1 protein-coding gene is annotated in these 15,699 nt (G+C 36.7%); it reads left to right on the forward strand.

Annotation, left to right across the window (positions count from 1 at the left end; all coding sequences use genetic code 11):
* Positions 1 to 21: 21 nt before the first annotated feature.
* Positions 22 to 15,402 (forward strand): YopT-type cysteine protease domain-containing protein, encoded by a 15,381-nt coding sequence (locus C0975_RS05450; RefSeq protein WP_101775382.1) that lies wholly within the window; start codon positions 22 to 24, stop codon positions 15,400 to 15,402.
* Positions 15,403 to 15,699 lie beyond the last annotated feature (297 nt).

Here is a 15,699-nt window from a genome sequence, read left to right on the forward strand (position 1 = left end):
AAGTTGAAGGATTAACTTATTATGAATAAAAATCGTTATAAACTTATTTTTAGTAAATCAAAAGGTTGTCTAGTCCCTGTTGCTGAATGTATTAAATCAGCAGTAAACAATGGCTCATCAGATAGTCTTTCAGAAGCGGATGCGGAGGAACCTCCCCTCGTTGAACAACATGATTTATCCGCCCTTTCATTGCTAATTAAAACCGCACTTAATCCAGTTTCCTCCGTTATGCAATTAACATGGAAACAGTTTTCGATTTTGTTACTTACGGTTGCAACAGTACCTGCGTTAGCTCAAGAGCAAGAAAAAAATAATGTTGTTGTTCAAGATGAAAATGGAAAAGCACTATTAACGGAAATTAAAGATGGGAATAATTTCATAAAATTAGATAATAATAACTCAACATCTAATGACAAAACAAAATTGTATGAAACATCAAATAAAGTTATTGTTATTGATATCGCAAAACCTAATGGTAAGGGAATTTCAGATAACCGTTTTCAGAAATTTAGTATTGAGAATGGTGCAGTCTTTAAGAATAATAAAGCTCAACAGAAATCTGCATTGGTTGGATATTTAGAGGGAAATACCAATTTAACTGAACAAGAAGCTAAAGTTATTTTAAATCAAGTCAAAGGATCTGAGTTAAGTAAAATTGAGGGGGCTCTTGAAGTTCTAGGACAAAAAGCGGATTTGGTAATTGCGAACCAAAATGGAATTACATTAAATGGTGTACAAACTATTAATACTGATCGTTTTGTTGCTACTACTAGTAAAGAAATTGATCCTTCTAAAATGATCTTGGATGTAGAACAAGGGAAAGTCACCATTGATGTGAATGGATTTGCAACAGATGGTTTGAAATATTTAGATATTGTTGCGAAGACTATTGAGCAAAAAGAAGCCATTACAAATAAAGATAAAACTAAGAAGGCAGAAACAGAAATTACTTTTATTGCAGGTAAAAGTAAATATGATTTTGATAAACGTGAAGTTGTAAAAGACTCTAATAGCACCAGTTCCACTGACATTGCAATTACTGGCGCAAGTACTGGAGCGATGCATGGCAAAAACATCAAGTTAATTGTCACGGATAAAGGTGCTGGAGTAAAACACGACGGGATTATTTTATCTGAAGAAGACATCCATATTGAAATTCATGATGGTGATGTTGAATTAGGTAATACACAGCAAATTGCTGAAACAGACAATGCTAAAAAAGTGCATGCTAAAAAAGCCGTTAAAATTACAAACAGCAACCGCACTATTATTGGTAGTGAAGTGAAAGCAGATAGTGTGGAGATTAAAGCAAAGGAAACTACACTAAGAAAAAATACGAAAGTGAGTGCGAAGTCTGCAAAAATCGATGCACAAAAGTCAATAAAAGTTGAAGAAGATGCAAAACTGGTTGCAACAAAAGCTGATATAAAAACAGCAACTTTAACTAATGACGGTCGTATTTATGGACGTGAAGTTGATATTGATGCTAATAATTTAGCAAATAATAAAGAGATTTATTCAGAGAGCAAATTAAAAATTAAAACCAAAGGTAAAAGTTTTTCCGTTTTTGAAGAGAATAAACATAAGCCTATTACATTAGTGAAAGAAGAAGCCAGTTTAAATACAGGTTTTGTGAATAAAGGAGTTATTAGTAGTAAGGGGGATGCAGAATTAACATTTAAAGATAAAACCAGTTTTATCAGCCGTGGTAATAACTTCATTAATGCTCGCGATAATCTAAAAATTAATGCTGAAAATGTAGAAATTGCGAAAGATGATGATGTTCAGTTGAGTGCTAATATTGAAATCAATGTCGCTGCCAATTTTGTCAATTATGGTACGCTAGCCAGTGGTCAGGCACTGAAAATTTCTTCTCAAGGTGGCAACATTTATAACGTTGGGGGGATTTTAGGCGCTGCTAGCTCACTGAGTTTATTTGCTAAAAAAGCTAACAGTGATAATACGGGTAACATCATTAACCAAGCTAATTCCTTATTGCATACTAATGGTCAGATGAATTTAGAAGCTGATCGTTTAGTGTATAACCTCGGTAACATTTTTTCTAAACAAAAAATGCTGATCAAGGCACACGAATTAGTTAATGATGTACAGTTATCTGGTGGAGCTGAAACAACAGGACCAGATGGAAGAATCCCTCCATTATATCGACGCAGTAATATCGCAAACCATGGTTGGCACAACAATTTCTATAATTTAGAAATGAACTTAACTGAATTAGGCAAATCTACAGTTAAAGTAGAGAATATGGGTTATATCCGTTCAGAAGGTGATTTAGAATTTATTAGTGGTAAAGGGGATAAATCCACTTTGAGAATGATTAACCATGGGGTGATTAATGTCAAAGGTACTTTGAATTCTGATGCCGATGAAATTGATAACTCAATGGTTGGGTTAGATGCTAACCTGCTTACGTCTTTCTTTAAACAGCCAGCTAATATTACATTTTATTACCAGCCAAAAGCGCGTTTTTTGTTAACCGCACTTTCAGGTAAAGCAAGTCGTAAGTTTGAGTCATTAGAAGCCTTTTTAGATGCTTTGTTAAGTCCAAATACGATTTTAACTTCCAGTAGCTACCATGCAGATAATGCTCAAGCAACATTATTACTAAAAGAAATCAACTCACCTACATTTAAACAGGCAATGGGGTTAGTGTTTGGAGCTGGGTGGCAACAAAAGTCTCATAATGAACTGTCTAAACGCTGGCGTGAGTTTAAAGAAAAACAAGATGTCAGTTTTGTATATCGTCCAGAGCAAAAAGCGAAAATTCTTGCCTCTAAATTAGGGGGAAAAATCTCCACATTACAAAATGGAGAGTATTCAGAACGTGGGCAATTCTCAGAAACTATTCAAATTGGTAAACACGTAATTGAGTTACCAAAAGCAGAATTTAGACCTCAGATTGCTGAAGACGAGTCTTTAGATGATAACGGTATTGATCTTTCTACAATTGCAGAAATACTGTCTGTTCCAAATTTATTTATTGATGACAGTGTACAATTGAAAAAACCAAATAAACTAAGTGACTCTCCAAAAATAGATGAAGAAGATGCTAATCTATTAAGTGAACCAGATTATGATAACCCAGATGAAGTTCAAAATAATGCGAAATTATTAAAAGAATTGTTAATTGAATTAAAAGAAGAGCAATATCTTAATGATGATGAATATTTTGAAAGTCGAAGAGATGCTAATCGTAAGTTTGAAAGTTTACCGAGAGATGTTCAAAGACGTTTACATGAACAGTTTGCAAAGAAAAGAGAAGAGCAAGCGGCTCGTCGTAAAGAATTAGTCGAAAAGGCTAGAGCAGAAAAAGAAAAATTGCAGCGTGAGCGTCTTGATGGCTTTAAAGAGGAAGAAGTTCGTCAAGAACGGGATAAAGTTGAAAAGCAAAAAGAAATTAAAGAGGCAGAACAACAAGAACAATTAAAGAAAGAAAAAGAAGCTGAACGTGCAAAAGAGATTGCAGAAAAACAAGCAAAAGAGAAAGAAGTACAACGTTTAGCGAATGAAAAAGCCAAAAAAGAAGCGGAATTAAAAGCTGAGGCGAAGAAAGAAGAACTCGAAAAATTAGCAGAATATGAAAAAATTCTAGAAGAGGAACAGAAAAAAGAAGCTGAAGTGTCGAAAAATCGTTTCCTAAAAGATGTGGATGATAACCGTCCTAAAGTCGAGACAGATCCGCTGTATCGGACTAAATTACAATACATTAACCAAGACGATTATTTTGGCTCTCAGTATTTCTTCAATAAAGTCGCACCAAAACCAGAGAGTGAAAAATCTGTTAAAGTCATTGGTGATAATTATTTTGAGCATGAATTAATTAATCGCAGTATTGAGAAAAAAGTTGAGAATCATCTCGCATTGAAATACAACTTAACTGATGCACAATTAGTGAAAAAATTGATGGATAATTCTTATTTCGAAGCGAAAGAACTTGGATTAGAAGTCGGTCGTGCATTAACCAAAGAACAGCAAGCAAATTTAAAACAAGATATCGTGTGGTATGTGAAAACAAATCTTAATGGTAAAGAAGTGTTTGTGCCACAAGTATACTTGACTTCGCAAACTTTAAATAATGCTGCGAAATTCAAAGGATTAGGCTCCGCATTAATTAGTGCTCGTGAAATCACACTTTCTGCGAAAAATGTACGCAATGCAGGAACAATTTCTGGTCAATCTGTACATATTGAAGCAGAAGAAAAAATCCAGAATAAAGGTGATATTTTAAGTTCCCAAAAAACGCGTCTAGTTGGTCGTAAAGGAATTGAAAATTTATCACGCTCTTATATTAATGAAAAAGGTAATGTAGAAGTTGTTCGTTCAAGAATTGAAACGGATGGGCATGTCCATCTTGAAACTGATTTAGATTCAACAATTGACTCTAGTGCATCTGTTATTAAGGGAAAAACGGGTTTTGTAAAAACAAAAGATCTAAATGTTACTGATACTTATACAGTAGAAAGGTCAAGTAAAAAAGAGAAACTATTCTCTCAAGCTGGTAGTTATATTGGTTACGCTACAGAAGATAAAACATCGGCAAATTCAGTTGCTTCTACTACGCAGTTTGATCATTTACATTTAGCTGTAGAAAATAATGTTAATCAAGTAGGTAGTAAAATTAAAGCGCGTGTACTAACAGGGATTACAAAAGGAGATTACAATACAAAAGCTGGTCAGAATTTGGCAGAAGTAACTCGTGAAGAACATATCGAACAAGTTTATTCATCTGCACATGCGAGTGGAGGAGGTAAGTCGGTTCGTCATGGAGCAGTAGGGGCTCCAACAACAAATACGGGATTAGGGGCTTTACTTGGTTTTTCGATCAGTGATAAAAAAGAAACTGAAAGTTTACTTTCGCATACAAATAGTGATTTAGAAGCTGATATGGGTAAGTTCCATGTTCTAGGTAATGCTGATATTGGTGGTGTAGATATTAATAAGCATCTTATTCAAACAGAAGTAGGAAAACTAGAATCGTCAAGTAAATCATCAACGGAAAATAAAGATGTATCAGTGGCTACTGATACTGATAAAGAAGAAAGACCATTACCAAAATTTAATACGTTAACTGCTGAAGAAATCGTAGATTTAATGTCCGAAAAAACAGATGGTTTTTATAAACAATATCAATCAGATGTTTCACAAAAAAGTTTTGAATTATCCGCGAAAGAAATTAAATCAACTAAACAAAAAGATGAATATCATCTTGATTCGCAGCGTTCTGAAACAAAATTTGGTGCAGAAATAGAAGGTCATTCTGCTATTGCTGACGCTGCAAGTCATTTAGCTAAACAGTTTATTGATGCACAAAATGGTATTAAACAAGATGGTACTGTCGCATTACAACAAGTTAGTGATGCTGTAAATCTTATTACAGGCGATTTAATAGGTAGTTCAGCAAAAATTAGTTTTGAAACTAATAAAGAAACTAAGAAACTAGTTGAAACTGGTGATATTCGTACGAAAATTGGTGGAAATGTGACCCTCTCTGCCCGAGAGGGGAGTGTGACACTAAAAAATGTTGAGAGTGGTGTAAATACAAATCTTACTTTGAATGCAAAACAAGATGTTAATATTCAAGCTGGAGAAAAAACTACTGAAATAGAAGAAACACAGTCTAGACAAAAAGTTTCTGCTGGAGTGAATGCTGGTTGTAGTGTTATGAGTGCAGGTTGCAATGTAGGTGCATCTGTTACTACCGAAGGAAATGAAAGTTTTACTCATGAAATTGCAAAAAAATATAACAATAGTTTATTGCAGGGTAAAAATGTAAATATCAATGCTGGCGGTAATTTTAATTTAGAAAGTTCAAATATTGATGCAGATTACCTTGATTTAAACGTAAAAGGTAAAACTAATATTATTTCGAAACAAGATACAGTTGATAGAAAACATGAAAGTTATGATTATAATGCTTCGGTAGGTGCATCCCTTTCAACAGCTACTGTTGTGAAGCCAACAGCTAACTTTGGTGTGGGTTATACAAATGAAGTTGAACAAAAACGTACAGTTAACAAACAAGCTGGTGTTAAAGCAAATAAGATTACTGGTAAAATTAATGACCTAAATCTTGAGGCTGGTTATATCATTAATAATGATAAAAGCAGTGATTTCAGGGTTGTTGGTAATGTTACGAGTAACGAAATTCATGATTTCCATGATAAAGATGGTGGTACTATAGGGGCTTCTGTTGGACTTAATGAACGTGGTACATCTGCCTTTAATGTTCGTGGTGGACGCGCTGAACAGAAACATTATGCTGCGACTCAAAAATCAACGCTTTCTGGTATCAATGTTGATAAGAGTAAAATCTCTGGTACTGTCACTGAAGATTTAACAAAGTCAAAAGAAGTTACTCGTGATGATACTTATGCAAGTACAGAGTTTAATTTTGAAGTTGCCGATATCGCTGAACTTGGTCAAAAAGCGAAGAATAGGCTTAAATCGTCTGATAGCCATGTTGATAACGATAGTAGTACAAATCTTTCAACTCCAAAATCTCGTGTAGCAGACGATGCGGATTCTGTGAATATTAAAAATCCAATCTATGAAAGTGTAGATTCTGTTGCACCAACAGCAAGATCTCGAAACGTTGAATCGTCAGAGATGGTGGATAACCCACTTTATAGTACGGTAGCTACGAGAAAAAGAGGTGTTAATGATGATTTACCAGAAGTACCTTCAACGAAATCACGCAGTGGTACAGCAGAAGTAGAGAGTACTTATGCGGAGATCAATACAGGTGCAAGAAGAAAAGCAAATGATCTGTTACCTGAATTACCAAATAGTGCGCAAAGCCGTGCCAAATCTATTGCAGATACTTCAGACAATATTTATGAAGACGTTAGTTCATTGAATAGTAGAACACAACGTCCATTACCAGAAGCACCAAATGCGAAAGTAAAATCTATTGACAGTGAAGGTATTTATTCTCAAATTGATGATGTAGCAACTATTCAGCCAAGAGCGAAATCAAAATCTGATGAGTCTGATTATGAATCTATCCCACTAGATGGTGGTGATCAAGCTCAGCCAAGAGTCAAACCAAGAAGTGTTGAATCTGATTATGAAACTATTCCATCTTTTGATACAGATTCTCCAACAGTAGAGCAACCACGCTCACGCTCAAGACGTGCTATCAGTGAAGAGAATGCACAAGTTGACTCTAAAGTGCAGTCGATTTTTGAGTCAACTGCCAATAAAGCGAGATCATCAAGCACGGAAGATGTGTACGCGACACTTGATAAAACACCAGAAGGTCGTGCAAGAGCGAAAGCTAAAGGTGACGAAGCCGCAGCACAAAATCCAGTGAGCAAAGCGCGTGTTGAGGATGATCTTCCACCTGCATTACCGAAACGCCCTAATGAGTTAGGCTCGGAAGTAGATTCAGGTGTGAAAGCGAAATCATCAAGCACGGAAGATGTATATACTACGCTTGATAAGACACCAGAAGGACGTGCGAGAGCAAAAGCTAAAGGTGACGAAGCTGCAGCGCAAAATCCAGTGAGCAAATCGCGTGTTGAAGATGATGTTGCACCAGCATTGCCTAAACGCCCTAATGATCTAAGTGCAGATGTTGAGTCAAGTGTGAAAGCGAAAGCTGAGCGTCCATTACCAGAAGTACCAACCACGCAGGCGTTGAGCAAAAATCGTATTACTACAGAGGGTGATTATGCTCAAATTGAAGAAAGTGTAGCGAAGCCAAATTCGAGAGCGAAACGTGAATTGCCAGACTTACCAAGCGATAATGTAGCGAAGTCTCGTCAATTGCAGAACTCAGAAGGTGATTACGCTGAAATTGGTCATGTAGCAAATAAATCGCGTTCACAAATTGATGCTTCTGTAGTAGAACCGCAATCTACACCAACTGAAGCGAATACAAATAACAATAGTAATCGTGCGAAGAAAGTTGAAACACAAGATACAACAACTGAACTTCCTGCTGTTGCAAAAGCGGAGAAAACAGAGAAATCTTGGCTCAGCAAAGTCAAAGACTTCTTTACAAGTAGTTCAAATAAAGAACAAACAAAAGAGAAAGTAAAAGCCTCAAAATCGGCAAAAGCTGAAGAACAAGATGCGCAAGCGAATGCTAAACCACGTTATGACGATTTAGAAGATAATCTGAATCTGAAAGGGTTATTGGCGTTAGAAGATCAGCGTAATAAAGCATTCGATACAACCGTATTGAAAAATGCTGAGTTCTTGGCTGAAGCAAGAGAGGCAGCGAAGAAATACATCCCAGAAGCAACCATCAAACAAATGGGTAATTCACCAGAGTTTGATGACATCATGACTGAAGGGGCGCGTAAAATCGAGAAACGTATCAATGATGCGGTGACTTTTAAACCAACAGTAGAAGAGTTCTCAGAAATTCAAGGCTTAGTGAAGAAATTACCGAAAGGTGATGTAATAGATGATGTGAGCGTTAAAACACAAAATATTACTGAAGCATTGGCTGAAACGTCAAAAACGATCCAACGTAATCCGAAATTAAAAGAGGAAGTACAAGGTGCCATTGAAGAATTCTTGAAGAGCAGTCAAGGTAAAGACTTAACAGTTGAGATGGTTGAAAAACTCAATCATGGTTTACGCCCAGATGAAGGCAGCGATCGTCAGTTGTATAAGAAAGAGACCTTGACGAAAGAGAATGCAGTATTCTCAAGTCCAGAAGCGTCAAAAATCCAATTAAGTGAAACTGTGGATTTCATTAACCAAGCGAAACATCAAGGTGTTGAGCCAAGTGTATTAGCAGGCTTAGTGTATCAACGCTTAATTGCTTACCATCCGTTTGCGGAAGGTAATGGTCGTATGGCACGCGTAATCGTGAATAAACTGTTATTAGATGCAGGTTATCCGCCATTTACGAAGTTTAATTCAGACTTTGAAACACAAATTATTCCACAAACTTTGAAATCAGCGAAATCAGCGACCAGTGCAGAAGTGGTGAAAGAATTCTTAACAGAGTTAGGTAAAAAACCTTTACCAGAAGCTTCAACACAGCCACGTGTGAAAAACACAGTGAGTGATGAAAGTGATTATGCAGAAATTGGTAATGTGGTTGCACCATCTAATAGCAAAGCAACACGTGCTTTACCTGAATTACCGTCAGAGGTGAAAGGCAAAGCAAGTCGTGACAGCGATTATGCAGACATAGATGATTTTGCTTCGACAGCAAAACGTCATTCAACGGTTGTTGAAGATGATGTTGTGAATAAAGTGGTAACAGAAGAGCCTATCTATGCAACAGTAGATAAAAGTGCGGAAGCGCGTGCTAAAGCGAATGCTCGAAGTGATGCAGCAGAAGCCGCGAACCCAAAACCGAAAGTTGCAACTTCTGAAGCAGAAGAGGATTTTGCGCCATTATTACCAATTCGCCCAGAGTTAAAAGATGCAGCAGGCGGAAATAAAAAGGCGAAGGTAAAATCTGAAGAGGCTACCTCAGAGCAAGCAGAAAAATCGTCGTTATTCCAACGTGTTAAACAATTCTTTACTGGAAAGGATTCTGCTCATGCGCAATCCTCTAAAGTAGCTAAAACGGCAGAACAAGATCTACAAGCCGCAGCGAAACCACGTTATGATGATTTAGAAGATAATATTAATCTGAAAAATCTCTTAGCTTTAGAAGATAAACGCAACGAAAGCTTTGAAAGTAATGTGTTGAAAAATGCGAAGTTCTTAGATGAAGCCAGAGAAGCAGCTAAGAAAAGTATTCCAGAGGCAACCATCAAACAAATGGGTAATTCACCAGAGTTTGATGAGATCCTGACAGATGGTGCGCGTAAAGTAGAAAAACGTATCAATGATGCGGTGAGCTTTAAGCCATCAGTAGAAGAGTTCTCAGAAATTCAAGGCTTAGTGAAGAAATTACCGAAAGGTGATGTAATAGATGATGTGAGCGTTAAAACACAAAATATTACTGAAGCATTGGCTGAAACGTCAAAAACGATCCAACGTAATCCGAAATTAAAAGAGGAAGTACAAGGTGCCATTGAAGAATTCTTGAAGAGCAGTCAAGGTAAAGACTTAACAGTTGAGATGGTTGAAAAACTCAATCATGGTTTACGCCCAGATGAAGGCAGCGATCGTCAGTTGTATAAGAAAGAGACCTTGACGAAAGAGAATGCAGTATTCTCAAGTCCAGAAGCGTCAAAAATCCAATTAAGTGAAACTGTGGATTTCATTAACCAAGCGAAACATCAAGGTGTTGAGCCAAGTGTATTAGCAGGCTTAGTGTATCAACGCTTAATTGCTTACCATCCGTTTGCGGAAGGTAATGGTCGTATGGCACGCGTAATCGTGAATAAACTGTTATTAGATGCAGGTTATCCGCCATTTACGAAGTTTAATTCAGACTTTGAAACACAAATTATTCCACAAACTTTGAAATCAGCGAAATCAGCGACCAGTGCAGAAGTGGTGAAAGAATTCTTAACAGAGTTAGGTAAAAAACCTTTACCAGAAGCTTCAACACAGCCACGTGTGAAAAACACAGTGAGTGATGAAAGTGATTATGCAGAAATTGGTAATGTGGTTGCACCATCTAATAGCAAAGCAACACGTGCTTTACCTGAATTACCGTCAGAGGTGAAAGGCAAAGCAAGTCGTGACAGCGATTATGCAGACATAGATGATTTTGCTTCGACAGCAAAACGTCATTCAACGGTTGTTGAAGATGATGTTGTGAATAAAGTGGTAACAGAAGAGCCTATCTATGCAACAGTAGATAAAAGTGCGGAAGCGCGTGCTAAAGCGAATGCTCGAAGTGATGCAGCAGAAGCCGCGAACCCAAAACCGAAAGTTGCTGAGGTGAAAGAAGATGTTGCGCCTGAGTTACCTCCTCGCACAAGTGAATTTGCTTCAACGAGTGAAAATGCAGGTAAAACAGGAAAACCTCCAGTGCCACCGAAGCCGAAATTTAAAGCTCTAGTAGAGAGTGATAATGACACTAATAGTATAGTTACTACCGCGAAAACGAAAGAAAAACCACCAGTAGCACCAAAACCAAAAGTGAAAGTCATTGTTGAAAATGATGCAGATGGTGTGGCAAAAACACGTGTCGTTGTACAACCAGAAGTAGCAGAAGGAGCACAATTGCGTTCTCGTTCACTTGCTAACAGTGATTATGCTGAAGTCACAGAAGCTGTAGTACAAGTACAACCACGTGCTAAAGCGCGTCAAAGCAATGGTAGTGACTATGAGGATATTTCTGAAGTTATAACTCAAAGTCAAGCACAAGCAAGTACAAAAGCTCGTACAGCTGAAGAGTCAGTAACTGCTCTAAACAAAATTAAAGTAGATGATGGTTTGTATGCAACTATTGATAAGAGTCCAGAAGCACTTGCAAGAGCAAAAGCGAAAGGGGATGAGGCAGCTGCTGCACAACCACCAGTTACTCAAAAAGTGCAATTAGAAGAGCAGGCTCCAGCCTTACCAAAACGTTCTGCTGATTTAATGGCAGATGATAGTGCAACTCTACAGGGAAACATTGACGCAAAATTCAGAAGTTTGCCAGTAGATGCAGAGATTGCTGATACAGCAAATACAGCTCAAGCACCTGCGAAAGCAACACCTGTGAGTGATCGTATTCAACAAAAAGAATTAGTTGAACAATCACGTGGTGTATTGAAACAAGTGCAAGACCAATTCCAACCACTGAAGGTGAAAGGCAAAATTGATGCGGTTCGTTCGTCAGTAGAAGAATATGGCGGTGAAGTGAGCTTTAAATATGCACAATCTAAAGGCGAAGTTTATAAGGAAATTGTAAAACATCTAGAAACGCAACATGGTGTGTGTGAGTCAACTTGTGCTCACTGGATTGCGAAGAAAGTTGATCCTCAAGATGACAATTTCTGGACAAGCTTATATGAAGGTGGTCAAAAAGGACACTTGAAGAAAGAAGCGATTGATTCTATTAAGAAACTTCAAACTGAATTTATTAATAGTGGTAGTGCAACTCAGCAATTTAAATTAACTGATAGTTGGCTACAAGAGCAAGGTGTTGTGCCAAAAGAGAAAAAATTTGGTAACTTAAGTCGCCGTGATGAAGTCGCTGGCACTGTTTCAAAAACAGACGTTTCAGCATTATCAAAAGCAATTTTAGATACTGGTAATGAAACTTCTGCTGTGAAGAAAATCTCTATCAATCTTGAGGGGGGGTCACATACAGTTTCAGCTGCGATTCAAGGACAAAAAGTCGTATTCTTTGATCCAAACTTCGGTGAAATGACTTTCCCTAGCCATCAAAAATTTGAAGCATGGTTGAAAGACGCGTTTTGGAATAAGAGTGGTTATGCTGGTAAACAAGATGGCAAACGTTTCTTTAACGTTGTGAATTATGAATTACCAGCAAAAACGACAAATAACACAAGTAAAGTTAAACCAGCAGCAGACGCATCTGATATTAATGCTAAAACAGGCATTAAGTCAGATTCGCAAAGTCGCTTGACTGATGAAACACATCAGATAAAAAGAGATGAAACGCGTGGTGAAAGTTATGTCGCAAAAGATAATGTGGTGACTGCAATAACAAATACCAGCTACATTCCAAAACCTGTGACTGATGTAGATGCTCAATTTGAGAAAGTCAGACAAAAAGCAAAATCTACGGATAGTGCGAAGGAGGCTGAGAAAAAATTAGCTCTTATTGCTAAAGAGTCTAAAAACCTTCCCAAAGAGCATCTATTGAAAGCAACCGATGAACTCATTAATGGTATGAGTTCAGAAGATAGACGTGTTTTAAGACAGCAAGAGCATAAAGCTGGTGCAGTATTGCCGAATAAGCATGTGATACAAGGTTTCGAAGGTGAAAATGTCAAGAGTATGGGTAAAATTCTGAAAAATATCCAATTTGACGAAAGTTATGTAGAAACAAGAAAGCAAATCAATGAGAAAATTATTGAGAAGCTTGATTCAAACAAAGAATTCCACGATTTGATGAAAGGAAAACTTTCTGGTAATGAAGAAGGTATTCGTAAATTGTTTGATATTGTTGAAACTGCAAAGCGTGAATCGCTTAAAGAAGTAACGGGTATTGAAGGTACGAAAGCAAAATTAGAATTAAATACTAAGAATGGACCATTATCTATGGGACAAGGACATTATTCTAATGATGAAGTGCATATGAATTCAACACCTATTGCAAGCTTCTTAAGAAGTAAGAAACGCAATAATCAAGAGATTCTAGATACGATTGTTCATGAATTAACACACCATGATCAAGCTCAGATCTCTAAAAATAAATATGATAAGAACCTTTCTGACAACTTGAAAAAGGATGCTAATTTATTGGCATTAAATGAAAACTATTATATTGATGCGGATGTATCAAATTTCGGGGCTTATAAAAAACAGCCATTAGAAAGAGAAGCATTCAGTTCAGGTCATAGTTTGAGCAAAGAGCTAAGTAAATTAGTCGAGAGAGGTTATCAAGGAAAAGTTCAGGAAATTCAAACTATTGAGCACTTACCAAACAAACTCAATAATTTAGAATCACCTAGAGCGGCTCAATCTGATTTGAGTGAAAATGCATTAATCTATGGATTGCAACAAGGGCGAAAAGAATTAATTGCTAGAGCCAATGCTGCAGATGTTGAAGGCAAAAATGCGATTTTAGCAGATAGCTATATTGGTAAATTAAACTTAGGTTTTGAATTTTCTCAATTAAGCTCATTTGCGAAACAAGTCAAATCAGGCAATGTAACTGAGCAAGATATTCAAGAAATTGCTTCATTTAATGAACCTACAGCAAAACTTGCACGTAGAGATGATTCTAAAAATCGTATTAATGATGCAAATATTGAAGATAATCAACGTATTATTCGTGAATTGATTAAGAATGAGAATGCAGTGGATGCATTGAAGAGAATTGCGACGCTTACTGATCAAGAGCAAAATATGTATGATGCTTTGAGAAAGAATGATAAATTCGATATGGAAGAGTTACAAGAATCTTCAAATTATACTACTGCAGAAAATCGCGCAATTCGTGAATATAAAGAGACACAAAATGCGTTAAATGATGCAAGAATGGACTTCTTTACGGAAAAAACGAAATTTATTGCAAAAGAAACGCTTGAACGTGGTGGACAGCTCTATTTTGCATTAGATGGTCTTGCGACAGATACCGCGACTTTCAAACAAAATACGCAAATTGATTTGAATCGTTTAAAAGCGGTATTTGAACCAAGTAATCCGCATTATGATTCTGTGACTTCAAGAGAGCTAAGATATTTGTATGAAAATTACAAAGATCATCCGAACTTGAAATTCACTATTAAGGATCATGTTATTGAGAATCCGCTCAAAACATTAGAGATTCCAACAGCGAATAATACTGCATCGGTAAGTGGCGAGCAAAGTACGGCATATAAAAAACAATTATTGCCAAATCTGTTCAAACGAAAAGTAAAAGCTGAGGGACCTAAAATTGAACATCTTGGTGGTAATAGCGAAAAAGATGCGTTCTATTTCCCATTAGATAAAATCGTGACGAAAGATCGTAGTATTTCTAAGGATATGAAAGTTAATATGGATAATATTAAGAAAGCCTTCAATCCTAAAGATAAACACTATAATAGTTCAGAAGCGAAAAACTTAAGAGCGTTGTATGCACAGGATCCAACGATGTCTTCTACTCGGTTTGTGATTGGAAACCAAGTGATTGAAAATCCATTTAAATCACCTGAGTTACAAGAATATATCCAGAAGCATCATGTGAGTGAGGTCGCAACGGTGAGAAAAGCGAAACCGTTACCTGCATTACCTAATAAGGCAGCTGCAAGTAAAGAGACTGCTTTGAAACAAGCAAATACCAACGCGAGAAAACCAGTGCAACCACCTAAGCCAAAAGTGGAGCAAATTGCAGATCCAAATGCAATTTATGCACAGGTAAATAAAAACAGAAAATCAAATCAAGTTGATGGTTTTTACTCAGAATCACAGCTAAGAACACGCAGTGATAAAATTGTAGAGCAAGTTAGCAATGTACTTACGACAGAGCCAACTTATGCTGACTTACAATTCTCTCATAAAACAAATCGTTCTCAGCCTAAAGGTTCAGATAATGTTGTTTATGGTGAAGTGGCTTCTAAAGTAAAAGGTAGCACACCTAACGCCTCAGAAAAGCTACAAAAATCTAAACAAGAATTGAGTAAAGGGATTATTCCTGAGTCACAGCTGAAAACCAGAAGTGATAAGGTTGTAGAGCAGGTTAGCCGAGTACCAACCACAGAACCTGTTTATGCGGATTTACAATTCCCAGCTTCAGGAATGCAGACAAAACAAGTCATTTCTTCTAGTGAGGAGACAATTTATGCAGAAGTTGGTAAGAAATCTCAAGAAGAACCTATTTATCAAAATGTTATTAGAAAAGGAGCAAAATGATAATTGAATAATTAATCACATTTTTCTAAAACAATAATGAAAAGCTAGAGTCTTGTAGTAAGACTCTAGTTTTTTTATTGTTAGTTTAAAGTGATTTAACACATTAGTAATGTAGAAGCGGAATTATGTATGAGTATATAGATGGATTGGCAATGGAGTAGATAGCAATAATAATTCAATTTACCTAAAACAGAGAGCCAATATTAAGTAGAACGCATTTGATTAGTGAGCTTTAATTAAGAGAGTGAAAGAAAACTAATCTTTAAATATACAAAAAGCAGCTATTATAGCTGCTTT

The organism is Pasteurella oralis (genome assembly GCF_002850605.1).
GTDB lineage: Bacteria > Pseudomonadota > Gammaproteobacteria > Enterobacterales > Pasteurellaceae > Pasteurella > Pasteurella oralis.

Bases quoted from the DNA above. Each gene is read 5' to 3' on its own strand.
- C0975_RS05450 (WP_101775382.1), top strand. From the start codon at position 22: ATGAATAAAAATCGTTATAAACTTATTTTTAGTAAATCAAAAGGTTGT.